The sequence below is a fragment of the Pseudomonas arvensis genome (assembly GCF_056688935.1).
The window spans coordinates 5,311,067-5,335,036 of record NZ_CP162038.1 but is presented as its reverse complement, the minus strand read 5'-3'; the positions used below and the strand labels follow the sequence as shown (position 1 = coordinate 5,335,036).

Genomic DNA, 23,970 nt, shown 5'->3' with positions numbered 1-23,970 from the left:
GAATTGAAATTCACGGAAGGGTAAAAAAGGAAGTGCGATGACCGCAATCCGTTCAAAGGCTCAAGCCGAGTTGGAGCTTGCACTCATGCAAGCCGAGAGTGATTCCATGGCCAGCAGCGATCTCTATCTCTGGTTACGCGAATGCGGTCTGTCGCCCGAAATCGCCGTACGACTTAAAGAGCTGGTTAACGTGACTCAGCGTATCGGTAACAAGGTTGTCTCCATCGGCAAGCTGATCGTGATGAAGTTGCGCGACTTCATCATGGCGCATAAGGGCTTGGCCATTGGCACGGTATTGGGCGCGGCTATTGCTTCGCTAGTTGCTGCGATTCCATTGCTCGGTTCGTTGTTGGCTCCCTTGGGGGGACTGCTTGGCTTGGCGATCGCGGTCACCGGTCATCAAAGCGATAAGCATCCGACAGGGGACGACGGAGGAGTGAGCTTGCTGGATCTTCCGCAGAACCTGATCGAGATCGCCCGGGCGTTCTTCGATCTGTTCATTGAGACGCTCCAGAACATCATGACTGAATTGGCATCGGCGAAAGCATCATGAGTCAGCAACCGAAGGTCAGCAAAAAGCAGCTACTCAAGGTCATCGATGAGCTTGAGCGTTCGCCCCACGACCGTGTACGCATCTTGGGTGAAATGGGCATCAGCACGCTCGGTATCGGCCTCGGAGCCGCGGCAGCAGGCACTATGGCGAGTATCGCAGGTGTGACCAGTATTCCGGTCCTCACCACGGCCGCCGGTTGGGTAGGTGTCACTGCCGTGGCTGCGACGCCACTTGGCTGGGCGCTAGGTGCTGCGGCCGCCGGTGGTGTTCTGGCCTACGGAGTCTCGCGCTGGATTCGCGGCGGTGCGATGTCAGAGGGTCGCAAGCAGGAGTTGTTGCTGGTCTATCAGGAGCGTTTGGCTGAGATGGAGGCCAAGGAACGCATGGGAGCTGTCACGCTGTTGGATAAGTCCGGATTTATTTCGTCACTTCGAGAGGTTATCGAGAAAGATGTCATCAGCGCAGATAAGGCGCTCCGGCTGATCGAGGCGGTGGAAGGCGGGAAGATGGCATTGCCTGAGGCTTATAGATTGGTGAATGGGCTCTTGCAGGTGTAGTGCGCGCAAGCTGCAGTAGTCAGTAAAACGCCGACGGATCATCCGATCACGACACGTCTTGTCGCGCTGCTCCCTCATGCTCGCCTCATCAGCAGGACAAATGGTTTATACCGATCCGAACCGCTTGAATCAGCCAACCATAAGGGGCCGTAGCATGAAAAATCTGTTCGCAGTTATTGGCGTCATCGTCGTTGTAAAAAAGGGCTATGAGTTCTTCCGTGAATACAACGAGATGAAACAGGAGCTGGAAAAACGCGCCGGTGATTCGGCCTGACACAGTACGGCGTCCACTACTCAATTATGTTTACGACTAACAGGTTATCTCTATGCCCTGGCCGCCCCATCCCTTCACATTCACTTGCCCCCAATGCCATTGGCATAAAACAACGGTGCCACCCAGCGATGCGCTGCGTGAGGGCAAAGATTGGTTTTCGGCTTGCCCTTCATGCCAGCACGTCGACCTGGATGTCCGGCCTGCGACGGGGCTAGAGATCTTCAAGGCCAAGCTGTTGCGACCGTTCAACTGAAGTCCCATTTCGATGCGAGGTTCGCGATGCGTAACGATGAAACTGACAGTCACGCGGATGACCTATCACCCACGGAGGTTGAAGCTGAGGCAGTGGTCGAGTACAGCGAAGAATTCGCCGCCATGATCCTTGATCAGGAGGCGAATGGCCGGTTCCAGGACATTGATGTCGACGACATGCTCGCAATGCTGGACCGCATGATCCTCGAGGCCCAAGGCTTGGGCAGTGTGCATTAGCTCTCCAGGCAGAGCGTCAACAACTGATCCAGCTTGCAGGGCGATACCTGGCCGTCCATGCCCCAATGATCGCAGGAGTAGGTGCCGCCGCGCACTGCTTTTCCTTCTTCGTCATAAACGGCGATGACCGCGTTCCACAGTGATGACTTGGGTGCTTCGCTGAGCGGGTCCAGGCACAGTAGGTGAGTGGGTTGGTAGACACCATTATCCTCATAGCCTTGACGCCCCACGACCATCAACCAATGGCCTTCAAGTTTTGACCAGCTCACGCAGATCAGAGCAACAGCTTCGCGCTTGATTTCTTTCTGTACAGCTTCCACGAGCTCTTTCTTATTGCCATTGACCAGCTCGGGCAGGATGCCTTCACGGCGAAAATGCTCAGCCAGGCCAATCAGGTCCTCTGTGGTCGTTCCCCGGGAAACCAATGCGCCATGCTCTCGTAGTGCGTTACGGAATCGGCCTTCGCGGCTGCGCCCATCCCAGTCACCCATGTAGGCAATATGATCCCGCTTCAGCGCACCCAGAGTGATCAAGCCCATCATCAGGGCGTAGGGTCCGCAGGCGCCGTCGGCATCACCTTGACGCATATGGACCAGGCCCGGCTCATCAAGGGCGCAGGTAATTGGGCCTTCGGGAGAAACCAATAGCCATGGGCTGACAAACATCTTGTTCATTGCAAATTTCCTTGTTGCAACACACGTTAAACGGGAAGCCGTGGCTCCCCCTATAGCTGGAAGTGGCAATCGCGATACTGACTGAGGAAGTCAGAGCTGGACCACCGGGTAGCAGGCATCACCCCAAAGCGTGTCGGGATTATTCAGCATCAACTCAATGATCAACGGGACCAACTTGCCGAGTAGGCTGCCGCAGTCACGCAACTGGGGTCGGTTGATGCTGCTGTTCCAGGTGGCGCCGCCGTGCATGATCTGATTGCGCAGGGTGTAGATTCGATTGAACAGCACGGCGAGCACTTCAGCGGTATCACGTTGCGCCAGAGCCGACTGTGCTCTACGTCGGCCTGCCGCGAAGCGTTCGGTCCATTGCTCTTGGGTGATCTTGCCATTCTGGTAATCCCAGAAACTCTGAAAAACGTACTGATTGTCCAGCAGCACTCGAATGCTTCCGGAAAATTCCGACCACACCAGATTCTCGATCTGCCGTTCGCGATCCAGATCGCACAGCTTGCGCAGGAACGCACGGAAGGTTTCCTGCTCGGACAGCCGATAGTTCTCGTCGATGTCAGTGGCATAGGCCGCGTTGAAGGCGATCCACAGGAAAACGAAACGGCCGTCGGAATCATCTGTTTGCTCGGCGCGCTGCAACCAGCTCAAGGAGCGGTGCACACGCAGAGTCAGGTTGGCGGGGTGATGGTCGCGTTCAAGTCGGTGGCGCGCCTTGAGGGTTTGATAATGCATGAGGACTGCCTAGTTAGGATGGGGAAGAGTGGTCAGTCAGATTGAGGTGTCATGCAGGGCCAGGCTTTGGCGTTGAGAGTCGATCAATACCTGGCGCAAAGTCGTCGGCGCATCGACACGAATAGAGCCCGTCTGTGACAGCAACCACCATTTCAGCTCCCAGCTATCGTTGACCGTAGCGGTCAAGCGAGCGCCATCTGATTCAGCAATTAGCGTCATATCCTCCGACAGCGGCGTCTCGTGCAGGCGTTTGGCGAGGGCAGGGTCGACCCAAGCGTGTAATTGGATCGCTTGGGTAGCGCCAAACTGCATAGCACCACTCTGGATGTAATTCCGCAGGTCAAAGCCTGCAGGGCGTCGGCCAGGTTGACCCAGCATTGTGACGGCTTCGAAGCGATGTGCTGCGTAAAGTCGCACGTCGTCGAATGTTTCGGCGCAGGCCACTAAGTAGGTGATTTGCCCGCGTTGCACCATTGCCAGTGGATTGAGCGTTAGCTCATGGACGCGATTTTTGTTCGCCGACTGATAGAGGCAGAGCAACTGCAGGTCTTCGAGCAATGCTCGCTGAAGCAGGTCTAGATGCTCAGCCTTGATGTCTGGGGCAATCAGATTCAACGTCGGTTGTACGCTGGCTACCTTATCGATCCAGCGCGCCGAAGCACTTTCCTCACTCAATGCCTTGAGCTTCTGTCGCGCTTGGCTGAAACGAGGCTCCAGGCTTTTGAGCATCAGTCCGGGTACCAAGGGACGAATGCTGTCTTCCACCAGGCATAGGGTTAATGCCTCTCCCACCGTAATGCCAGGCAGGTCAATGGATCGACCGGGTTGCCAATACCAACCATAGGGTATGCCTTTATCGTTGCAGTGCAGTGGAAACAGGCTCGACAGCTCGTTGAGGTCTCGCTCAACCGTGCGTTTTGTCGTGCGGTGGCCGGCTTCTTCCAATTGCTGGTGCAGTTCGGCGGCGGTCACGCCGGGGGCACGATTGGGTAGCAGTTTGAGCATTTCCCATTGGCGGGAGATGGTTCTGCGGGTCGAGTGCGTGGGCAACGCTCGCTTCCTTACTATGGCTCACGAAGAGCAGAGCATGGCGTGAAGCTCGGGCAATATCAACTGGCCATAAGTGTTGGGATATAAGGCCATTCTTGCCGTCTGGGTTGTGCTTCGCTTTTTGGCCGGGCTCCGTTGCGATTCCTCGCGTCATACCTTGTCGCAGACTAATGAACAATGGATCTATCGCGGAAAGTCATGAATGATGTCTATATGGCATCATTTTTCTCTAGGCGCACGACTTCTTATGCGTCAGGGCGGGCTCAGATTTGGTCAAGATATGGATCCATCCGCCGAAGAATATGAGGGCGCTTTGATAAACAGCTAGAGGCGAAGGATTTGTCGTGATTGGGGTGATTTTTCTGCTGCAGTACCTTCGGCTGCGCGAGATATAGAGGGACAGGTGTAGGGGCTGGAGCCGTCATGCAATAACGATTGAATAGGATGTAGTTTTTCCGGCTATATGCCACTACGCTGGCCGTTTTTTGAACTGCGCAACAGAGCCAGGGCGCCATTAGACCGCCTGGCTTAACCGAACGAATGATCAGAGGCAGGATGGCCTCTTTCAAGGAGATGGAATGCACGAGAATACTATCCAACTGCTGCGCGAAGAGTCTTGCCGGCTGCTACAGGTAGAAATCGAACTGCTACAGAGAATGAAGACTGCCAAAGGAGTGGTTGTCGATGAAAAAGCCGATGAGCATCAGACCTTTTCCTCCGCCAGCATCGACAAGGATCTAAAGATGCTGCAGGGCGAGGCCAGCAAGCTGGAGCGCCTCGAGATGGTTCTGGCAGTGGTGGGTACCATGAAGGCCGGAAAATCTACGACCATCAACGCCATTGTCGGTACGGAAGTCCTGCCCAATCGCAACCGCCCGATGACAGTGCTGCCCACACGTATTCGTCACACACCCGGAAAAAAAGAGCCGGTCCTGAGTCTGGACAACAACCAGTCGATCAACGATCTGATTGTGCAATTAAAGCAGGCCTTGGAGAACACCCCTGCTGGAAATCAAGTCCTCACGGCGACTGATCACGACAAGGACATGAGCGAACTGTTGCGCTTCGTGCAGTCGAAAGAGCGCTTTAAAAAAGAGTATAGGGGGCCGGAATCTATCTTTTGGTTCCTCAAAAGCTTGAATGATCTGGTTCGGCTCAGTTTCGAGCTCGATGTTAAGTTCCCCTTTGACCGCTACGCTGGCATTGATGACATCCCGCTCATCGAGGTTGAGTTCGCCCATCTTGCCAACCTCCCTGACAGCGTCGGTAGCCTGACATTGCTTGATACGCCCGGCCCGAACGAAGCTGGTCAGGAACATCTGCGTCCGATGCTGCGTGAGCAGTTGCAGAATGCTTCGGCGATTCTGGCGATACTGGACTTCACTCAGCTCAAGTCCGATGCGGACCAACAAGTTCGGCAGGAGCTCGAACGCATCGCCGATGTCGCCCACGGTCGTATGTTTGCTTTGGTCAACAAGTTTGACGAGAAGGACCGTAATGGAGACGATGAAGAGCAGACACGAAAACTGGTTGCTCACTCGCTACTGAAAGGTCAGATAGATGTTTCTCACGTTTTTCCGGTGTCGTCGAAGTTCGCTGATCTTGCCAATCGTGCCCTGCGTGAGCTGGAGATCAATGGCTGCCTTCCGGATCCGGTCGATGACTCGACGGCGTGGGTAGAGGACTTTGGCAAGGCGGCGCTGGGCGCCATGTGGAAGATGTTGATTGGAAACCAGGAGGTGGTTCGCCAGGCTGCAAGCGCGTTGTGGGAAAGTTCCAAGTTCGCAGCTCCCCTCACTGACGTCATCCATAAAGCTCATAGCCAGGCCGCGATGCTGGCAATTTCTGCATCTGCAGCCAAGCTGGTAGACGTCGCCACCAAGTTAAACAATTTTCTCGATGTCAGAAAGGTGGCGCTGGGAAAGAACGCAAGCGAGTTGGCCGCACAGATCGACTCGTTGCGCAGTGATATAGAGAGGATTGGCGCACTGGAGACCAGATCACAATCCGATGCGAAAAATGCGCTGGATGGGATCAACAAGCAGATTTCCAGTGCTTTTGCTGAAATTCGCAAAAGCATCCGTGAAGAAGTAGATCAGGGCTTCCAGAAGGCCAAGGAGACAGAGGAAAAGCAGGTCAATGTAGCAAAAGCCGCCGCCTCCCAAGTCACACGCGGTCTATTCGGGTCGCTGTTGAACATCGCCATCGGCCACGCGACCTCTTCAAGAGCAGGAAGCAAATTTGGCCGAGAGTTTGACCCCAAAAACCCGATCATCAAGCTCGATACTCAGAAGGACGCCGAAGAGGTGATCACCGGTATTGAGAAGGGTGTCCAGCAAATCATTGCGAACAACGAGTCAAGGCTCGTCGACCAGACAGATTCGATCCTCAAGGCTTTTCGTGAAAAATTCGAAGATGGAATTTCGGTCCAGGCCAGCACCATCGTCGGTGAACTGAACCAGCGCCTGAAGGGGTGTGGTTTCTCCATTGCGATCAAGATGCCTGCATCACCAGCGCTTTCGTTGAAGCAGGGACGTGGCGAGTTTTTGCGCGGTGTCATCGAAAGCAAACAACGCAGTGTGACCAAGCGTCGTCGTAGCAGCAGCTTATGGGGCGGCTTGTGCGGGTTGTTCAATACTGACGACTGGGGGTGGGAGAGTTACTCGACCACTGAAGGATACTACGAAGTCGATATCAACAAAGTTCGCAAGTCGATCAGCGACTCAATTGATGGCATCTTTGAAGGTTTGGGCAAGGCAGTGGTCGATACTGTCCAGGCGCCATTGCAAGAGAGCGTCAAGCAGTTCTTCGATGAGTTGAAGCTCACGGTAGAGTCTCTGCGCAGTGATTTGGCCCAAAGCATCCGCGACAAAGAAACCACCCATGAGCAGCAAAAGAGCCTGGCCGATACATTGGCTGGTTTCAAGCGTGAAGTTCCCGGTCTTCGCCATGATGCCGAAGCACTTCACCGTGACGTGTGCCCCGCTCCGCATGAGGTGGTCGCATGAATGAAACGGACGCCATTACGGCATCAGCCGAGGTCTGCCAACTTCTGACCTGCGTGCCAGAAAAATTTGTTGTCGACTTCGCCAACGGCATCGATGTGGCGCGTGAGCGGCAGCGCCACATGGCTACCCGTACCGGTTTTTATTCACGCCTGTATGACGGTTTCACCGGCCAGGGCGCCAGGCATCAGGCTGAAATTAACGCCAGTCTCACTGATGGCGTGGAAGGTGCGCTGAACTGGCTGGTTGATCTGAGCGAATCGCTGGCGCGTAGTAATCGGGCCATTGTCCAGGTGCAGACCCGGATCAACGGGCTAAAGCATGATGTTGCCTTGCTGGTGGACTACTCAGTGCAGACCCGACAGACCCTCAACCTACTCTCGCAGCGGTTGGATGAGCGCTGTGATGCGCTGGACCGCCAGGTCGCCCGCATCGACAGCTTGCAACAAGCCCAACTGCATCTCGATCGTGTTTTCGGCAAGTGGGGAGCAGGACGCTTCAATGGCCTGAGCCTGTCCGGCCGTTGCTACGCGGTGATCGAGGAACTGCGCTGGGGGGCCTTTGGTGATTACTGCCAGGTCTTAAGCGGTCACGAGCGACAGGCGCAGCTCGACGACTTGGCCAACCGGGCCATCATTCAGCTGAGCCGGGATGCCAATGTCGGCCATGGAGAACGCTTAGGCACCCACGAACGCTGGATGGCCAGACCTGTGGCGGGCGCCGCATGGTTTGACGGCGAAGAGGCAATGCGCTACCTGGGTGACTGGACTGATCCTGGTACAGCCCCGTTCGCATATGCAGTTTCGCAGATGCCCGAGGAACTACCGCTGCAAGTGCCTCGCCTTGGTTCTGCGCACCGCATGGCCGAAGGCCTGATCAGCGAACTTTTTCAGGAGTCCGCGGTATGAACACGACTATGAAGGTCGGCCTAGTCCTGTCTGGGGGCGGCGCGAAGGGCGCGTACCACGTCGGCGTGCTCAAGGCGCTGCGTGAGCTGGGCACACGCATTGATGCAGTATCGGGTGCTAGCATTGGCGCGCTCAACGGTGGAATCTTGGCCTCGGCCCTTTCGCTCGATGTCGCTATCGAGCGCCTGGAGTTGCTATGGGGGCGTCTGAGCAAGGAGTCGCCGCTGAGCATGAAGGTGCCAGGCTATCTGTCTTTGTTGGTGGCCGCTGGTCTGCGCTTAAATGGAGCGACGGCGGCATTGGGAGCTGTGCACGCAGCAAGGGCGCTCGCGGACAAGCTGGATATCGAGCTGCCCGAATGGCTAGACGCAATGGGCGAGGGCGTGCTTGATGACAAGCCGTTGCAGCGATACATGGATGAGTTTCTAGTCAGCGATGATCTCAGCCGCGGACTACCGTTGTACGTCTCGCTTTATCGAAGTGGGGGCGGTCTGCAGGATCTGGTACTAGCGTTGGGCGCCGAACTCGGTTTCACCGACACCCCTGATTCTGAATTCATACATGTTCAGTCCATCTGCGACGATGCGAAGCGCAAGCAGATACTGTTGGCCTCAGCGGCTATCCCATTGCTATTCAGATCCCGCAGCCTCGGTGGCCAACGTTACTCGGACGGAGGGCAGGGTGGCTGGCAAACCATGCAGGGCAATACTCCGATCACCCCGTTGTTGGAGGCAGGCTGCAACCTGGTGATCGTCACGCACTTGAGCGATGGGTCGCTGTGGAGTCGGCAGCGATTTCCTGATGCCACCGTGCTCGAGATCCGTCCCCAGCAAAGCCTAGCGCGGGCGACCGGGCCGCTGGCTGGGGCTCGGGATCTACTCGGTTTTGATCCCGAAAAAATCCCGTCTTGGATTGAGCAAGGCTATCGCGACACTCTGCACTGCGTGGGGCGAGTGATGATGGCGCAGCAATCTCGCAATGAGTTGCGTGCGTCAGAGGATGCTTTGGTTGCCGTTGAGGGGGAGTCTATGCGTGCAGACAAAACGTTGGAGGATGCAATGGCACGCTTGAAGTAGCTGGTTGGCAGGCCGTGTGATTACATGATCGCACGACCTGCACTCAGCTTTGAGGGACGCGGTTCGGTGCTTGTCGGCCATTTCTCTAAATCGGGTACTCCCGTCGATGCGCTGTAAATCTGCTAGGGTCTGTTCCCGTATTACGCTAGCCAATGGATTTAAAATAGAAGGCTCGTATCGTTGGAGCTCTGACCTAACACCGATACGAGCTTGCGATGCGTAAGCGGCTGGCCAAGTTACCTACCTGTCGATGCAAACGCGTGCTTGGACTCGGAAGAAAATGAGTAATAGTTCATTGTGGCCAGCATCATAAGCAGGCTCGATGATCTGGATGTGCGTGCACCTGACTAGACATTGCTCGGTCAGCGCATTGATACAATGTTCAAGCTTCGAGTTGTGTGAAGCGCTGAAACGGACAGGCTGCCTGTAGCTGCTTGCTGAATGTGTTCGCCCCACCAGATCATCATTGGGCGCCTCCGCTCTACGTAATCCGCACGGTTGTAAGCGCTACGCACCTCATCCTTGTCGACGTGTGCAAGTGCAACCTCGATAAGCTCGGGGTCCCAACCCTGCTCATTCAAAATGGTGCTAGCCATGGATCGCATGCCGTGGCTTACCAAGCGCCCTTCAAAGCCCATTCGCTTCAGAGCCATACTTGCTGTTTGGCTATTGCAGTGAGTGCGTGGATCTCTGTCGGCTGGAAAGACGAATTCGCGGTGGCCGCTGTAAGGTTTGATCGTATCCAGTAGAGCGAGAGCTTGCTCCGTCAGGGCATCCGGAACGGTGTCTTGCGCGTGTAAGTTAATTGCCGGGACAGAGGATTCAGACCCACCGAATAGCGCACGGCGTATCTCTTCTTCCGTCAACTCTGTATGCATAGTATTTCTCAGAATGGTCTCATCTATAGCGTTACCGATTCCATCAGCGTGGCCGAAATTTGTAGTAATAGTCGCTGGGTCAGACCCCAAGCAATAGAGCCACCGGATACTGGCGAGCGTCAGCGCCTGGCCGGCAGCTTTCATTCGGATGAGAGCATATTGATGCTGCAAGCTTGTGTTGTTGCGGCTTCACATTTACGCTTTGCTCCGTCACGGTCAATCCCGTGACCGGGTGTCAGAACCTGAATTGTTCGAGGCGCATGGCGCCATAGCCAGCAATTAAGTGCTTACAGAGGCTTAGCTGCTGCTTTTCTATGGCGGTCCGTGCGGGGCAGGCTTCGGCCTGGCCGGTTCCCTCGGACGCCGGTTTCTGACCCCCGTACGGTCCGCCACCCATTTCGTGTCAGAACGGCTGGGTGGACGGTTCCTTAACTGTCCGAGGAGATAAGGAAAATGTCCTGTCCCCCTTTTAAGCTCGTGCGCCGCCCTAGCCGTTTGTTTCGTATTGCAAACTATCTCGGAGGATTCCGCGATGTTTGATCTCTCGCTTCTAATTAGCCTCCCCAAACCAAGCACCATCGATACTGCATCGCTTACCCCTGAAGATGCCGCGATTAAACTACGGCAGGCTGCCACTCTTCGGCTTAATGGAGCACAGAGTATTCTGCTTCATTTTCCGCAGGACGTTGAACTGGCTGTAGAGCTGCTGGATGACGCTGCAGTGTTGTTCGACAAGGCGTTCCGATATCTGACGGGTATGCCTGCTCAACGAGTTCATCAACAGATTGGTGAGTACTTTTCTGTCCCGTCCGCTGACGGCTGTCCTGGTATTCGAACGCCCTGGGGCAATGAATTCGGCCCAATGATTGAGGACGGCGTTCGATGTGCTGAGACCTGGCTTGATGGCTCATCACTACCGTTATGGTGGGCTCTGGCGCAGAATCGAAAACGTCATCGCCCGGGGGATCCCCAAGAAGCGTTCGAGGCCGGTTTTCTGCTGCGGTTGCAGCAGGCGCTGGTCATGGGGCGTGAAGCCGCCACTTCCCAATCAACCAGCTTTGATGCTTGAGGCTGTATTTGACGTTTGGGATTTTGCTTTTCCCGCCAAACCCTCCGACCCAGCGATCTTTGATCGCGCTGGTCGGAGGGTTCACTCGCTTTTTTCGAAGCCACTTCGTTCCACCATCTCATTTTGAATTTCAATTAGCGTCACGCCCTCGTTTACCCATCAGAAATTACTTTTCGAGTGCCGCTCCAGTGTAAGAACGGATCTTGCCGTGGTCATGGCTAGAGAAGTGGCGACACCGGCGACATCGGCGACAACCCACGCCTGACTTGGCCTGGAGCGTGGCGACAAAAGCGGCGACAGTCGCCACTTTCTGCACGCTTTGGTCGTGACGCTTGACCGTCTTTTCTAGTGCGTATAAAAATTGGCGCACGGACCGCTGTCGTTGACAGCACCAGCCCAGGTAGCCAAAACCTTTAAGGCTACGCCACTTGCGTGGTGGTTCTCCCGAAGTGCGATTAGCGTCCGGCGGCTCGCACGGTCACTCCGCAAAAGTGATGGATGCCTACTCGACTTATCTGCCCACTGCGGCGGACGATGGACCTTCCTCGCTGCGCTGCAGCAACTTCATCTCTCGGCACACTTAGCTGCGCCAATCCGCGCCCGTCTCTTTCTCCTGGAAAGAGACGGGCGCTCGTACCACTGCTGCAAGCCACGTCGTACAAGGCATTGCCGCAACTCTCCTCGTGACAATCGGCCTGACAAATCCGATTCGTCGCCATCCGCAACGACACAGGCACCGGTGCCGCAGCCCATGGAAAGGCTGCACCTGACTGACAGTCAGGCATGCCCCAGGCGTCGATGTTGTTGCCTTCTCCCACTCAGGATCTCCAGGTGCCGAACTCGTCAGTCGGCACAGCCTCCGCCCGCCCGCATTTTCGGATGCGCTAAGAAGGCCAGATTCATGGGTTCATGCCCTCGCTCCCGGTCGTAAGGAGCCGTACGTTCCGCGTCAGTGAACACCTCACAGGCCGCAGGGGCCTTGATCCCTGATAACACTCAACAGCCGTGGCGGGCGTACGTGAGGACAGCCAGCAATCACTGAGGAGAGGGCCATGCAGCAGTTAGATCCGAAGCTTGAACTCCCACGATCCCCTCGATCGTTAATCGAGTCGAATCCCGTGGCTGAACCTTATCCGGTGCAGGCACTGGGTGGGATTCTTGGGCCTGCGGTAGAGCGAATGGCCGAGGTCATCGGCGTGCCCCAGGCACTGGCCGCGCAATCAGTATTGGCTGCCTCGGCGCTGGCCACTCAAGGTCATGCAGGCTTACAGCTCGACGGGAGAAATTATCCCCTGTCGCTTTACCTGATCACGGTGGCCGCGTCAGGTGATCGCAAGACCGCCGCAGACCGATGTGCATTGCTGCCGGCACGGCAATGGGAGCGTGAACAGTGGCAGCGCTATCGCGAACAACTTGCCCGGTACCGTGCCGCACAGCGACAGGCGCAGCGTATCAAGCCTGGCGATCCTGAGCCCGCAAACGGAATGTCGCTCGAAGCGGAGCCCTCAGCCCCTAGACTGATCACCACGGACCCGACTATCGAGGCCCTGATCAAGGGGCTCTGTCATGACCTGCCTAGCATGGGTCTGTTCTGTGATGAGGGTGGACAATTCCTCGGCAGCAGCACCATGAGTCGGGATAACCGTTTGAAAGCGGTCACGACCTTGTCGTCACTCTGGGATGGTAGCCCGATAGATCGCGCGCGTTCCATGGTTGGTGAAAGCTTGCGAGCCTATGACCGACGCTTGAGCCTGCACCTGATGCTGCAACCGTATTTGGCCATGCAGTTACTCAGTGACCCGTTGCTGCAGGGGCAAGGCATTCTAGGGCGCTGCTTGATGACCTGGCCCACCAGTCTAGCCGGGCAACGTAGCTACCAGGCTATCGACTTGTCCAAAGACGCTGCCCTCAAGCGCTATCATCACCGCCTTTCGGCTCTGTTTTATCAGCCTTGGTCACTTTCCGCTGACGGAGCCTTGCAACTGTCAAAGCTGAGCCTCAGTCCGCTCGCGCGTCGTCGCTGGATTGATTTGCATGATGCTATCGAAGCTCAGCTGGGTGAGTTTGGCGAGCTGGCCAGCGTGCGGCCCAGCGGTTCGAAGGCCGCCGACAACCTTTTGCGTGTCGCCGGCATTTTGGCCGTTGTGGAGGAGAGCAGTGTCGTGGAGGTCGACCATATCCAGCGGGCCTCGGCCTTAGTTGGCTACTACCTCACCGAGATCCAGCGCCTGACCGAGCAGGAGCCGGTGTGCAGGGTAAAAGAAGAGGCGGACCGGCTGTTGCGCTGGCTGCAGGTCAAGGATTGGAAGCGCTTCAGTATTCGAGATTTGAATCGCAACGGTCCCCGCTTTGCCCGCAAGAGCAGTCGTCATGCCGCAAAGCTGCTGGTCGAGTTGATTGATCATCAGTGGTTGATCTCCGACGGCCACACCTTCGAGGTGCGTCATGTTCAATCTTGATGAAGCGCTGCGCAACCATCTGGCTCAACGCCGAAAGGAGCCGAAAGTGCGATTTGTCGCCGGTACTGTCGCCACTTTGTCGCCACGCTCAAAGGCAGGCAAGGCAAGGGTTGTCGCCGGTGTCGCCAGTGTCGCCACCCTCCATAGAACTATCACCTCGACGACTTCCATTATTCAATGGTTGGAAGAGCAGGGCGCGCATCTTTACGTCACCGACAACACGCTGTGTTTTCGCCCGACTGATTGGGCTCAGTTCGCGATTGTAAGTGCGCACTGGCGAGCCCTTTTGCATGATCTCGCAGCAGCCGATCAGGAACAGAAAAATGGCTCGGGTCGGTAAGCGAGCAGGGCGCAATTTCGGCTTTGGTCGCCAGCTCAGCTATGCCGGACCGCAAGCACTGAAAGACCTGTTTGGCGACGGCCATTTTGCTACCGTCAAAGCCCATAGTGATCGCTGGCAGGCCTTCGTGCGTTGGTGTCTATCCGAGGAAGGGCCGAGGCTCAATGATGCGCGACAGATCGACCGCGAAGTCCTAATGCGGTACGCCGTCCATGTGCGGGAGCAGGTTGATCAGGGCAACGTCGGCATCGCTACCGCGCAGAACCGACTGTCCAGCGTGAACCGAACGATGGCTGCGCTGCGCGGTGATCAATACGTCAAAATCCCGAGTCCAAGTAAGGCGCTTGGCTTGCAGCGCTCAAGCGTGCGTAGTGAGGCGCCACAAGGCCAAGACCGTGTGCAGGTCAGGCTGATTGCGCAAGCGCTGTCAGAGCGACAGCAACTGAGGGTGAGTGCCATCGTGCTCCTCGCTCGGGAGGCCGGCATGCGCCTGCGTGAAGCGATCTTGGCGGACTTGCCCCGGCTGCAACGTGAGGCTCGGCAACTGGGCAAGATCAATATCCAGGACGGCACCAAAGGCGGTCGATCAGGAGCATCGGCACCGCGTTGGATTGCGGTCACGGATCAAGTTCGTGGCGCCCTCGACAGGGCCAGCGAGGCCTCACCCAAGGGCAGTCGGAATTTGTTAACACCTGATGAAAGCTACAAAGATTTCTTACAGACAATCGTACGACCGGCGCGGGACATCATGCATGAGCATGGATTGAAGGGCTTTCATGAGCTGCGGGCAGCTTACGCCTGTGAGCGCTATGAACAACTGACCGGCTTCTCCGCGCCCGTCAATGGCGGTCGTGGTCAACGAGAGGATCGAGCACTCGATCAGCGTGCACGTCAGCAGATCAGCCACGAGTTGGGGCATAACCGCATCGACGTGGTGAGTGCCTACATCGGAGGTCGTCTATGAAGTCCGAGTTCGATATGGCGTTGTTTCTGAGCCCCGTGCTCAAAGGTGCGCATGCCACGCGGCAGCGGCATATCAGGCAGGCAGAAAGGATGCACGAGGCGATTCGTGAGCGCTGGAGTTGTGCGACCCCTTGGTCCTGGAAGGAAAAGCACACCAGATGGTTTTTAGAGCACTACCTGCGTTGCTCAGCACCAGCGACCATCTATTACTATGAGTTAACAGCAGGGCTGATCCGCCGCCGAAAGGCGCAACTCGTGGTTGTCTGATAGATCTTTAAGCGTGAGCCCCTAAGTATGGGAATGCGGAGCCTTCCCATACTTAGGGGCTTGGCCGAAGAGGCGCAGGAATGCGGCTGATTTAGCGACAGTCGCCACTTCAGTCGCCCTGCTGCACGGCACGAATTGTCGCCTGCTCAGCGTATCGGCACGACGTTACGGTCCCTGGTTTGATTGATGGCGGATGCCGACAGGCTGCCGGTGGCTGCCTTCTGGATATGTTCACTCCACCAGGCCATCATCGGACGCCGGCGTTCGATGTAATCCGCCCGGTTGTAGGCGCTTCGAACTTCGTCTTTATCGACATGCGCCAGCGCGACTTCGATTAGCTCCGGATCCCATCCATGCTCATTCAGAATTGTGCTAGCCATGGAGCGCATGCCGTGGCTGACTAAGCGGTCCTGAAAGCCCATTCGTTTCAATGCCATGTTGGCTGTCTGGCTATTCGCGTGGGTGCGCGGATTTCTATCTGACGGGAACACATATTCCCTGTGGCCGCTATGGGGCTTAAGCGTCTCCAATAACGAGAGTGCATGTTCGGTCAGCGGGATTGTGTGCGGACGACGCTTTTTCATTCGCTCCGGAGGGATGGTCCAGATGCGTTTTTCGAAGTCTATGTCTTCCCATCGGGTAGTCGCCGCTTCGGCAGGGCGGGTCATAGTGTGTAGCTGCCATTCGATCAGGCAGCGGGTCGTCCGCTTGATGCTGGCGTTCGCGATTTCCATCATGAGCTCCGGAAGCTCATCTGGTGGTAGCGCTGCCATGTTCTCTTTCTTAGGTTTCTTGAACACCGCTCGAATGCCGCTGAGAGGGTTGGCAAAGATCATTCCGGAATTGACCCCGTAGGTCATGATCTCGTTAAGGCGCTGACTCACTCGCTTAACTGTCTCGAGGCTGCCTTTGGCCTCAATCGGACGAAGGAGCTTGATGACCATTGGGGCGCTGACTTCGGAGAGAGGCGTTGATTTCATGCTCGGAAAAACATGCAGTGTGAGGGAGCGCCAAATGTCTTCGGCATACGCCGGCGTGACGGAATCCTTCTTCAGCTCGAACCAGGCGGTGGCCACGTTCTCGAAGGTGTGTTCCGTTTCCGCTCGTTTGGCTTCCTGTAGCTCATTGCGCTGAGCTTTTGGATCGATACCCTGTGCAAGCAGCTCTCTGGCCTCAACGGTTTTCTTCCTCGCTTGCGCAAGAGAAACCTCGGGATAAGAGCCGAGTGCCATGTTGATTCGATTTTTGGTGACGGGATGCCGGTAGTTGAAATTCCACTGCATCGAGCGATTGACCCTGACTCGCAGTTGGAGCCCGTCGCCATCCGTGAGGACGTAATCCTTGTCTTTCGGTTTGACCGCCTTGAGCTGGCGGTCGGAGAGGCGGGTGGTTTGAGCGCACATGAGAAGTACTCCATGACACCTTTTGGTATTCCCAAGATTAGCGCCGGGGAGCCGGGAATACCATTGGGAATACCAAACTGCCTGGAACTCAAAAAGCCGGGAAAGCCTCCCGTGGCCCTGAAACCCCCATATTTACTGGATTTCAGGCACAAAAAAAGACGTCCGTGGACGTCTTTAGATGTTGAAGTGGTGGAGCCGGGGGGATTTGAACCCCCGTCCGCCAGTACTCCGCTGTCGGTACTACATGCGTAGCCGTTTCTATTAAGTTAACCCTCAGCGACCCGAAGGGCAGGGTGCTTTGGGCGAGTTGTGTAAGTTTTAGCCGCTTCGTCCACAACGTACTGCACGGCGATTCTGTTCTATATGACAATCACTTTGGGTTTACAGACATCCCCTGGTGATTGCTGGACCCGAAGGTACCAGAAGCTCAGGTCTAAGGCTGCTTACGCAGCGATAGCGAATTCCTGGCCGTAGTTTTCGTCATTGGCAACTATAAGTAGTTGCAACAGTGGATTTACGAGTTCTGTTACCAACTCGGCATGCACCTAAAGTTTCGCGACCGGCGTCGAATCCTAAACGGCCCCGTGCTTGTAACTCGTTGTTTCTAAGTGAGTGACAAGCCTGTGCAGTGTACGCCAAACGGTCACCGAAGGCCAACCCGAAGGTTGGCCCTATTGCTTACTTGCCGCCTTTGTTGCTGTTTTGCAGGTCTTGCAGGGCTTTGTTGGTGACTTCGATGCACTGCTTATCATCGCCAGACGCGTGAAATGCCATGGCCTGGGAGACGATCGTGTCGATTTCGCCACTTTTGCCGGTGGTGTCGGTGGCGAGCGTCGCTTTGGCGTTGTTGAGTTTATCCAGGTTGATCTGGCACAAGTCTTTGTCACTGCCGGCCGCGAAGACCGGGGACGCCAGCATCGCAGCGGTAATGAACAAGCCAGCAAGAGCGGAACGCTTCATAGGGTATCTCCTTGCGCAAAGGGCTCGACGCTGCTGGCGTTGAAGGGCTGCCAGCGACATCACTGATTGGCCTCGTTCGTTGAGGCCTATTCAAATGACTGCTTTGGCGCGCAGGGGTTCTGTTTTTTTTCAGGATTAGTGGGCGCGGGCCTGGGTGACGCGGTCTACGAGGTACACCAGCCCGTGATAATCAATGCCCCCATGCTGGCTCAAGCCGATTTCGCAGGTTCGGCTGGTGGAGATGCCTTCACTGCAATATTGCACGGCTTCCTTGAGGGATCGCAGTGAGTGGGCATTGAGTTCTGGCGTGGTAAAGCCCTTGTCGCCGGCAAACCCGCAGCAGTGGATGCCTTCCGGGATCACCACCGTTTTGGCGCAGCGGCGGGCAAGGTCGATCAGCGCCTGGCTTTCTCCCAGGTGTTGGGTGCTGCAGGTCACGTGTACGGCGATCGGTGCTTCCTGGGGCAGGAAATCCAGGCGGTCCATCAGGTGCGTGCGGATAAAACGGACGGGGTCGTAGAGGTCCAGGCGGGTTTCGCCCAGGTCTTGCACCAGGCGCAGGGTGCATGGGCTGGTGTCGCAATAGATCGGGTCAAGGCCACCACGGCTGGCGTGGAGCAGGGCGCCGATCAACTCCTGGCGCTTGTGCTCTGCCTGTTCGGCGTAGCCTTTGGAGGCGAAGGGCTGGCCACAGCACAGGCTGTCCTGATTGTCGGGAAAGACGACCTGGTAACCAGCTTTTTCCAGCAGTCCACGGGTTTTGTCGTACAGCGACATTTGCTCTTTATCACCGGCCGCCGGGCCCATTGCACGTGAGACGCAGGCGGCCAGGTAGACCACCCGAGGCCGCTCATCCGTCACAGTTGGGCTGAACCGAATGGCCTTTTCCGGCTGTGGCATGGCGTTGCTCCACTGCGGAATTTGCCCCTTGGACAGTTTGGTCACGCAGGCAGACAGCTTCGCCAGGCGAGGTGCGCCGAGCAGCATGCGTGCACCATTGGCCACATGTAGGGTAAAGCGCGCACCTTGCAATGCTGTGGCGAAATGGGTGGCGAGCCATTCGGCGGTTTTCGTACGGTCGGCGTCACGGCTGCGCAGCTTTTTCACCAGCTCGCCGGTATTGATTCCCACGGGGCAGCGCTGGGCACATAACCCAGTGGCGGCGCAGGTGTCGATGCCTTGATAGTGGTAGGCGGCTTCCAGTTCGGTGGTGTCGACGCCGGTGCGTTTTTTCGCCTGTATGTCGCGCCAGATCACGATGCGCTGGCGCGGGCTCAACGTCAGGCCTTTAGAAGGGCATACCGGCTCGCAGAAACCGCACTCGATGCACTTATCCACAAGCTCGTCGGCCGCAGGCAGTGGCTTGAGGTGCTTGAGGTGGATCTGCGGGTCGTTGCTGAGCACCACGTCCGGGTTGAGAATGCCGTTGGGGTCGAGCAGGCGCTTGAGCTGCCACATCAGTTGGTAGGCATCGCTGCCCCATTCCAATTCGACGAATGGCGCCATATTGCGGCCGGTACCGTGCTCGGCTTTCAGCGAGCCGCCGAACTCCACGGCCACCAGTTGCGCGACGTCATCCATGAACGCTTGATAGCGTGTGACTTCTTCCGCGCTGTTGAAGCCTTGGGTGAATACAAAGTGCAGATTGCCTTCCAGGGCGTGTCCGAAAAGGATGGCTTCGTCGTAGTGGTGTTTGTCGAACAGTTCGATCAGGCGGTTCACGCCAGTGGCCAGTTGCTCGACAGGAAACGTCACGTCTTCGATGATCACCGTAGTGCCGGTTTTGCGCACAGCGCCGACGGCGGGAAAGGTGTCCTTGCGGATTGCCCACAGGCGGGCGTTTTCTACAGGGTCTTCAGTGAAGTCGACTTGTTTCTCTACGGGGAAAGCGGCCAGGGAGGCCATGATCAGCGCCAGTTGCTCGTGCAGTAAAGAGGACGATGCCGCGCGGGACTCGATGAGCAGCGCACAGGCATTTTCCGACAGGTGCTGTACGAAGGCGGGCATGCCCGGTTTGCTCTGCACCGAGCGCATGCTGCGTCGATCCAGCAACTCTACGGCTGAGACCGGCTGGGTTTTCAGCACGGTTACCGCGTTGCAGCACGTCTCGACATCGGGGAACACAATCAAGGCCGACGCTTTGTTCGGATGATCGATCACGGTGTCGTAGGTCACTGCGCTGATAAAGCCCAGCGTGCCCTCGGAACCGACCAGCAGATGGCTGAGGATATCCAGGGGTTCATCGAAGTCCACCAAGGCATTGAGTGACAGCCCAGTGGTGTTTTTCAGACGGTATTTGTGGCGAATTTTTGCGGCGAGTTCGACATTTGCGCGTGTCTCGCGACCTAGTGTCGCCAAGCGTTCAAGCAGCGCACTGTGATGCTCACGAAAAACCCTGACGCTGGCCGCATCTTCGGTGTCCAGGCAGCTGCCGTCGGCCAGCACGAGACGAATCCCGGCCAAGGTGTGATAGGTATTTTGTGCGGTGCCGCAGCACATGCCGCTGGCATTGTTGGCGACAATTCCGCCGATCTTGCAGGCATTGATCGACGCCGGGTCCGGGCCGATCTTGCGCCCGAACGGCGCTAGCCAGGCGTTGGCCTGGGCGCCGATCACGCCGGGTTGCAGGCGAATCTGAGTGCCTTGCCCGCGAATCTCGCGGCCGTTCCAATTGTCCCCCAGTACGATCAGTACCGAATCGCTTATCGCTTGCCCGGACAAGCTGGTGCCGGCCGCGCGGAAGGTCACCGGTACGCGCTCGCGCTGGGCCAGTTGCAGGAGTGCTACTACCTCGTCTTCCGACTCCACGCGGATTACCAGTTGTGGGATCAATCGGTAAAAACTGGCGTCGGTGCCGAATGCGAGGGTGGAAAGCGGGTCGTCGAAACGCCGATCTTTTGGGATCAGTTGTGCGACGTCAGCAAGGAAAGCAGCAGGCAGGCTCATTGATCCTCCAGAGATGGCTGACGCCGGAATCGTCATCCGGCGTCGGTTCTTACCCTATTACGTGTAGGTCTTAGTGCACCAGCATGCCGGTAAACCAGTAGGCCTGAGCCAGTGTGATCAGCCCTACGATCGTGGCGAAGAACAGGCTGTGCTTAAGGGTAAAGCGGAACAGGTCGGACTCCTTGCCCACCAGGCCGGTAGCGGCGCAGGCCACTGCGATCGATTGCGGCGAGATCATCTTGCCGGTGACGCCACCGCTGGTGTTGGCGGCTACCAGCAGCGTGTCATTGACGCCGATCTGGTGCGCCGTAGTGGCTTGCAATGAGCTGAACAGGGCATTGGACGATGTGTCGGAACCTGTCAGGAAAACCCCCAGCCAGCCGAGGAACGGCGAGAAGAACGGGAAGGCTGCACCGGTGCCGGCCAACACCAGCGCCATGGTCGACGACATGCCGGAGTAGTTGGTGACAAAGGCGAATGCCAGCACCATGCCGATAGACAGGATCGGCCAGCGCAGTTCGTAGAACGTTTCTTTTAAAGTGGTAAGACCAATCTTGATGTTTATTTTCAGCACTAGCATCGAGATCAGTGCGGAAAAGAAAATCGCGGTGCCGGTCGCTGAAATCGGGTCCAGCTTGAATACCGCTGGAATGGCAGTCGGGTTGGTCACGATGGGGGCGACCTTGACCACCAGTTGATCCAGGTGCGGGATCGCGAAGTTGAATACCCAGCTGTACATCGAGCCGCCGGCGGCGAACATCGCCTTGAACGGCTTGAGCGTCCAGATAGTGACCAGTACCGTGAGGATCAGGAACGGCGACCAGGCCATGAATATCTGACCCAGGCTGTAAGGCGAGGCGAGGGTGCTGCGTGGCAATCCGAAGCCGCCGGCACTGGCGGTAATGGCTACGCCGGAGGTGGCGCCAGCTATCTGCGCGCCGGCGGTGCGCTTGGGTTGCCAGACTTTCAGGAACAGGGTCAGGGAAATCAGGCTGGCCAGGGCCGAGGTGATGTCCGGCAGTTCCGGGCCGATGAAGTTGGACGTGAAGTATTGGGTGATGGCGAAGCTCAAGCCCGCGACCAGCGCAGCCGGCCAGGTTTCACGAACGCCGCGCAGGCCATCCATCATGAACACCAGCCAGAACGGCACGAACAGCGACAGCAGCGGCAACTGGCGGCCGGTCATGGCGCCGATCTTGAAGGCATCGATTCCAGTCACCTGCCCGGCAACGATGATCGGAATGCCCAGGGCGCCAAAGGCGACCGGCGCGGTGTTGGCAATCAGGCACAAGCCGGCGGCGTGCAGCGGGTTGAAGCCCAGGCCTACCAGCAACGCAGCGGTAATTGCTACGGGAGCGCCGAAACCGGCAGCGCCTTCCAGGAACGCGCCAAAGCAGAAGCCGATCAGCAATACCTGAAGACGTTGGTCGTCAGTGATCGACAGCACCGAGCTGCGGATGATCTCGAACTGGCCGCTCTTGACTGTGAGTTTGTACAGAAACACCGCTGCAACGATGATCCAGGCGATAGGCCAAAGACCGTAGGCAAAGCCGTAGCCGGCTGCGGCCAGCGCCATGTCCACTGGCATCTGGAAGGCAAAGATCGCCACCAATATGGACAGTGCAAGGGTAATGCTGCCGGCCACGTGGCCTTTGAGGCGAAACACGGCCAGGGCCAGGAAGAAAAATACGATGGGAATAACGGCGGCCAATGCGGACAGGCCGAGGCTGCCGAGCGGGCTGTAAAGCTGTTGCCAGGTTTGCATATGGGGTGGCCCCTAATTGTTGTTGGTCAGGCACATCTAAGTCGACTTGGATAATTGGTATTACCAATTTACAATCGCTGGAGGCTAGGTTAAAAGCCTTCAGGGGGATGTGTCAATTTGCCGCTCACGAAACTTTGGTCGTAGGTTGGAGGGCGAGACCATCTGATCGGATGAATCGAGGCTGTTCTGATAGGTGCTGGAAGGGCGGTGATAGGCCAGAATAGAGGGCCCGGCGAGTGGTCGGGATGGTGGAGAGTGAGTTATGGGGTTTGATCAGGTGCGTCAGCGCCGTTTGTCTGACGATATTGTCGAGCAGCTTGAGGGGATGATCCTTGAGGGCACGCTGAAGTCGGGTGAGCGTTTGCCGGCTGAGCGCGCTTTGGCTGAGCAGTTTGGCGTGTCGCGTCCGTCGCTGCGTGAGGCCATTCAGAAACTGGCCGCCAAGGGGTTGTTGGTGAGTCGCCAGGGCGGAGGCAATTATGTTGCCGAGTCACTGGGTTCGACGTTCAGTGATCCGCTGTTGCACCTGTTGGAAAACAATCCCGAGGCACAGCGTGATCTGCTGGAATTTCGCCAGACCCTCGAAGCGTCCTGTGCTTATTACGCCGCGTTGCGTGCAACCGAGGTAGACCGTGAGCGGCTGACCGCTGCATTCGAAGCGTTGCAGGATTGCTATACCCGCGTTGATGAAGTGAGCCGAGTGGAGGAGGGGGCTGCGGATGCGAGGTTCCACCTGGCCATTGCCGAGGCCAGTCATAACGCAGTGTTGCTGCACACCATTCGCGGCTTGTTCGACCTGCTCAAGCGTAACGTGGTGACCAACATTGGTGGTATGTATCAGCAGCGTACAGAGACCCGAGACATGCTGATCAGTCAGCATCGGGAGTTGTACCAGGCAATTATTGAGGGGCGGGCCGAACAGGCGCGAGACGTCTCGACGCGACATCTGGAGTACGTGCAGGAGGTATTGGCGGAGGTGCGTCAGGAGGTTCAGCGCGTGGCGCGTGCGGAGCGGCGAAAAGGGATGTAGCCGACGGACTTGTTCCGAGGCTACATCACTGCAAGGACTACTCTTCCTTGCCTTTGTTGCGCACGGCGCGATGCAGTTCGCGATTGGAGTCGCGTTCGCGCTCGGTATCACGCTTGTCGTATTCCTTCTTGCCCTTGCCCAGTGCGATCTCGCACTTGACCAGGTGCTTGCTCCAGTACCAGGACAGGCAGATGCAGGCGTAGCCTTTCTGCTGTACGGCGGCGGCGAGCTTTTCCAGTTCGCGCGCATTGAGCAATAGTTTGCGTGTGCGCACCGGGTCGGCAATTACGTGGGTGCTCGCGGTAGTCAGCGGGGTGATATGACTGCCCAGCAGCCATGCCTCGCCATCCTTGAGCAATACGTAGCTGTCGACCAGTTGCAACTTGCTGGCGCGCAGACTCTTTACTTCCCAGCCGGCCAGGACCAGACCAGCCTCGAACCGATGTTCGATGAAGTAATCGTGTCGCGCCTTTTTATTTTGCGCGATGGTCCCTGTGGGGTGTTTCTTTTGTTTAGCCATAGGGGCGGCATTATAGGGAGTTGCGAGCGTGTCGGCTACGGTC

Annotated in this window: 20 protein-coding genes, 1 other RNA gene and 1 pseudogene; 12 read left to right on the top strand and 10 right to left on the bottom strand. The window is 57.0% G+C overall.

The genetic code is table 11. The annotated features are described in order from the left end of the window. Window positions 1-37 precede the first annotated feature (37 nt). The 3 genes from AB3G88_RS24215 (at window position 38) to AB3G88_RS24205 (ending at window position 1,873) form a co-directional block, all read left to right on the top strand. A complete protein-coding gene (locus tag AB3G88_RS24215; protein WP_480451975.1) occupies window positions 38-553 on the top strand; it encodes a hypothetical protein in 516 nt (171 codons plus the stop codon). After that, on the top strand, window positions 550-1,110 hold the full coding sequence (locus AB3G88_RS24210; RefSeq protein WP_480451973.1) for a hypothetical protein: 561 nt from the start codon (window positions 550-552) through the stop codon (window positions 1,108-1,110). Before AB3G88_RS24215 ends, AB3G88_RS24210 begins: the two co-directional genes overlap by 4 nt. A gap of 553 nt (window positions 1,111-1,663) precedes the next feature. Continuing rightward, window positions 1,664-1,873: a hypothetical protein gene (locus AB3G88_RS24205; protein ID WP_204125265.1), complete on the top strand. Its 210-nt coding sequence runs from the start codon at window positions 1,664-1,666 to the stop codon at window positions 1,871-1,873. On the opposite strand, the gene AB3G88_RS24200 is transcribed toward AB3G88_RS24205, so the two are convergent. From AB3G88_RS24200 to AB3G88_RS24190, 3 genes are all read right to left on the bottom strand, one after another. Further along, the gene (locus AB3G88_RS24200) at window positions 1,870-2,547 is read right to left on the bottom strand and encodes a hypothetical protein (protein WP_480451971.1); all 678 of its coding nucleotides are present in this window, start codon (window positions 2,545-2,547) and stop codon (window positions 1,870-1,872) included. The two genes, AB3G88_RS24205 and AB3G88_RS24200, sit on opposite strands and share 4 nt — an antisense overlap. A gap of 90 nt (window positions 2,548-2,637) precedes the next feature. After that, a complete protein-coding gene (locus AB3G88_RS24195; RefSeq protein ID WP_480451969.1) occupies window positions 2,638-3,288 on the bottom strand; it encodes a hypothetical protein in 651 nt (216 codons plus the stop codon). A gap of 36 nt (window positions 3,289-3,324) precedes the next feature. Beyond that, window positions 3,325-4,338: a helix-turn-helix transcriptional regulator gene (locus AB3G88_RS24190; protein ID WP_480451967.1), complete on the bottom strand. Its 1,014-nt coding sequence runs from the start codon at window positions 4,336-4,338 to the stop codon at window positions 3,325-3,327. 578 nt (window positions 4,339-4,916) lie between these two features. On the opposite strand from AB3G88_RS24190, the gene AB3G88_RS24185 reads away from it, so the two are divergent. From AB3G88_RS24185 to AB3G88_RS24175, 3 genes are read left to right on the top strand one after another with little or no spacing between them, the layout of a single operon-like run. Further along, the gene (locus tag AB3G88_RS24185) at window positions 4,917-7,346 is read left to right on the top strand and encodes a dynamin family protein (RefSeq protein WP_480451965.1); all 2,430 of its coding nucleotides are present in this window, start codon (window positions 4,917-4,919) and stop codon (window positions 7,344-7,346) included. Further along, window positions 7,343-8,251, top strand: a complete 909-nt coding sequence (locus AB3G88_RS24180) for a diguanylate cyclase regulator RdcB family protein (protein WP_177034145.1) — start codon at window positions 7,343-7,345, stop codon at window positions 8,249-8,251. Before AB3G88_RS24185 ends, AB3G88_RS24180 begins: the two co-directional genes overlap by 4 nt. Further along, window positions 8,248-9,327: a patatin-like phospholipase family protein gene (locus AB3G88_RS24175; protein ID WP_480451962.1), complete on the top strand. Its 1,080-nt coding sequence runs from the start codon at window positions 8,248-8,250 to the stop codon at window positions 9,325-9,327. The genes AB3G88_RS24180 and AB3G88_RS24175 overlap by 4 nt, the downstream gene beginning before the upstream one ends. 362 nt (window positions 9,328-9,689) lie before the next feature. On the opposite strand, the pseudogene AB3G88_RS24170 reads toward AB3G88_RS24175, so the two are convergent. Next, a pseudogene (locus AB3G88_RS24170) lies at window positions 9,690-10,097 on the bottom strand (tyrosine-type recombinase/integrase); the annotation flags it as partial. A 640-nt stretch (window positions 10,098-10,737) separates the two neighbouring features. On the opposite strand from AB3G88_RS24170, the gene AB3G88_RS24165 reads away from it, so the two are divergent. From AB3G88_RS24165 to AB3G88_RS24145, 5 genes are all read left to right on the top strand, one after another. Continuing rightward, entirely contained in the window at window positions 10,738-11,274 is a 537-nt protein-coding gene (locus tag AB3G88_RS24165) for a LasR-specific antiactivator QslA (protein ID WP_177033321.1), read from the top strand. Window positions 11,275-12,326: 1,052 nt separating this feature from the next. Then, complete coding sequence (locus tag AB3G88_RS24160) at window positions 12,327-13,733, top strand: YfjI family protein (protein WP_480451960.1); 1,407 nt, start codon at window positions 12,327-12,329, stop codon at window positions 13,731-13,733. Next, window positions 13,720-14,073, top strand: coding sequence for a hypothetical protein (locus AB3G88_RS24155; RefSeq protein WP_480451958.1), 354 nt, complete (start codon window positions 13,720-13,722; stop codon window positions 14,071-14,073). Before AB3G88_RS24160 ends, AB3G88_RS24155 begins: the two co-directional genes overlap by 14 nt. Continuing rightward, the gene (locus AB3G88_RS24150; protein WP_330542891.1) at window positions 14,057-15,037 is read left to right on the top strand and encodes an integrase domain-containing protein; all 981 of its coding nucleotides are present in this window, start codon (window positions 14,057-14,059) and stop codon (window positions 15,035-15,037) included. Before AB3G88_RS24155 ends, AB3G88_RS24150 begins: the two co-directional genes overlap by 17 nt. Beyond that, window positions 15,034-15,303, top strand: a complete 270-nt coding sequence (locus AB3G88_RS24145; RefSeq protein WP_093202012.1) for a hypothetical protein — start codon at window positions 15,034-15,036, stop codon at window positions 15,301-15,303. The genes AB3G88_RS24150 and AB3G88_RS24145 overlap by 4 nt, the downstream gene beginning before the upstream one ends. Window positions 15,304-15,449: 146 nt before the next feature. Here AB3G88_RS24145 and AB3G88_RS24140 read toward each other — a convergent pair whose 3' ends face one another. From AB3G88_RS24140 to AB3G88_RS24120, 5 genes are all read right to left on the bottom strand, one after another. Continuing rightward, entirely contained in the window at window positions 15,450-16,706 is a 1,257-nt protein-coding gene (locus tag AB3G88_RS24140; RefSeq protein ID WP_177033317.1) for an integrase domain-containing protein, read from the bottom strand. Between the two features lie 187 nt (window positions 16,707-16,893). Next, window positions 16,894-17,290, bottom strand: a transfer-messenger RNA (tmRNA) gene (gene ssrA / locus AB3G88_RS24135). A gap of 94 nt (window positions 17,291-17,384) precedes the next feature. Further along, window positions 17,385-17,666 carry a PA2433 domain-containing protein gene (locus tag AB3G88_RS24130; RefSeq protein WP_099584776.1) on the bottom strand — a complete coding sequence of 94 codons (282 nt, stop codon included), beginning with the start codon at window positions 17,664-17,666 and terminating at the stop codon, window positions 17,385-17,387. 135 nt (window positions 17,667-17,801) lie between these two features. Beyond that, on the bottom strand, window positions 17,802-20,612 hold the full coding sequence (locus AB3G88_RS24125; RefSeq protein WP_480451955.1) for an FAD-binding and (Fe-S)-binding domain-containing protein: 2,811 nt from the start codon (window positions 20,610-20,612) through the stop codon (window positions 17,802-17,804). 70 nt (window positions 20,613-20,682) lie between these two features. Next, entirely contained in the window at window positions 20,683-22,377 is a 1,695-nt protein-coding gene (locus tag AB3G88_RS24120) for a lactate permease LctP family transporter (protein ID WP_480451953.1), read from the bottom strand. Between the two features lie 262 nt (window positions 22,378-22,639). Between AB3G88_RS24120 and AB3G88_RS24115 the strand changes: the two genes are divergently transcribed. Then, window positions 22,640-23,407 carry an FCD domain-containing protein gene (locus tag AB3G88_RS24115; protein WP_099584779.1) on the top strand — a complete coding sequence of 256 codons (768 nt, stop codon included), beginning with the start codon at window positions 22,640-22,642 and terminating at the stop codon, window positions 23,405-23,407. Between the two features lie 37 nt (window positions 23,408-23,444). On the opposite strand, the gene smpB is transcribed toward AB3G88_RS24115, so the two are convergent. Next, window positions 23,445-23,927: an SsrA-binding protein SmpB gene (smpB, locus tag AB3G88_RS24110; RefSeq protein ID WP_003176160.1), complete on the bottom strand. Its 483-nt coding sequence runs from the start codon at window positions 23,925-23,927 to the stop codon at window positions 23,445-23,447. Between the last annotated feature and the right edge of the window lie 43 nt (window positions 23,928-23,970).

What these genes read in the sequence shown, in the direction of transcription:
- AB3G88_RS24215 (WP_480451975.1), top strand. Translation starts at nt 38, where the DNA reads ATGACCGCAATCCGTTCAAAGGCTCAAGCCGAGTTGGAGCTTGCACTC.
- AB3G88_RS24210 (WP_480451973.1), top strand. Translation starts at nt 550, where the DNA reads ATGAGTCAGCAACCGAAGGTCAGCAAAAAGCAGCTACTCAAGGTCATC.
- AB3G88_RS24205 (WP_204125265.1), top strand. Translation starts at nt 1,664, where the DNA reads ATGCGTAACGATGAAACTGACAGTCACGCGGATGACCTATCACCCACG.
- AB3G88_RS24200 (WP_480451971.1), bottom strand. Translation starts at nt 2,547, where the DNA reads ATGAACAAGATGTTTGTCAGCCCATGGCTATTGGTTTCTCCCGAAGGC.
- AB3G88_RS24195 (WP_480451969.1), bottom strand. Translation starts at nt 3,288, where the DNA reads ATGCATTATCAAACCCTCAAGGCGCGCCACCGACTTGAACGCGACCAT.
- AB3G88_RS24185 (WP_480451965.1), top strand. Translation starts at nt 4,917, where the DNA reads ATGCACGAGAATACTATCCAACTGCTGCGCGAAGAGTCTTGCCGGCTG.
- AB3G88_RS24180 (WP_177034145.1), top strand. Translation starts at nt 7,343, where the DNA reads ATGAATGAAACGGACGCCATTACGGCATCAGCCGAGGTCTGCCAACTT.
- AB3G88_RS24175 (WP_480451962.1), top strand. Translation starts at nt 8,248, where the DNA reads ATGAACACGACTATGAAGGTCGGCCTAGTCCTGTCTGGGGGCGGCGCG.
- AB3G88_RS24165 (WP_177033321.1), top strand. Translation starts at nt 10,738, where the DNA reads ATGTTTGATCTCTCGCTTCTAATTAGCCTCCCCAAACCAAGCACCATC.
- AB3G88_RS24160 (WP_480451960.1), top strand. Translation starts at nt 12,327, where the DNA reads ATGCAGCAGTTAGATCCGAAGCTTGAACTCCCACGATCCCCTCGATCG.
- AB3G88_RS24155 (WP_480451958.1), top strand. Translation starts at nt 13,720, where the DNA reads ATGTTCAATCTTGATGAAGCGCTGCGCAACCATCTGGCTCAACGCCGA.
- AB3G88_RS24150 (WP_330542891.1), top strand. Translation starts at nt 14,057, where the DNA reads ATGGCTCGGGTCGGTAAGCGAGCAGGGCGCAATTTCGGCTTTGGTCGC.
- AB3G88_RS24145 (WP_093202012.1), top strand. Translation starts at nt 15,034, where the DNA reads ATGAAGTCCGAGTTCGATATGGCGTTGTTTCTGAGCCCCGTGCTCAAA.
- AB3G88_RS24140 (WP_177033317.1), bottom strand. Translation starts at nt 16,706, where the DNA reads ATGTGCGCTCAAACCACCCGCCTCTCCGACCGCCAGCTCAAGGCGGTC.
- AB3G88_RS24130 (WP_099584776.1), bottom strand. Translation starts at nt 17,666, where the DNA reads ATGAAGCGTTCCGCTCTTGCTGGCTTGTTCATTACCGCTGCGATGCTG.
- AB3G88_RS24125 (WP_480451955.1), bottom strand. Translation starts at nt 20,612, where the DNA reads ATGAGCCTGCCTGCTGCTTTCCTTGCTGACGTCGCACAACTGATCCCA.
- AB3G88_RS24120 (WP_480451953.1), bottom strand. Translation starts at nt 22,377, where the DNA reads ATGCAAACCTGGCAACAGCTTTACAGCCCGCTCGGCAGCCTCGGCCTG.
- AB3G88_RS24115 (WP_099584779.1), top strand. Translation starts at nt 22,640, where the DNA reads ATGGGGTTTGATCAGGTGCGTCAGCGCCGTTTGTCTGACGATATTGTC.
- smpB (WP_003176160.1), bottom strand. Translation starts at nt 23,927, where the DNA reads ATGGCTAAACAAAAGAAACACCCCACAGGGACCATCGCGCAAAATAAA.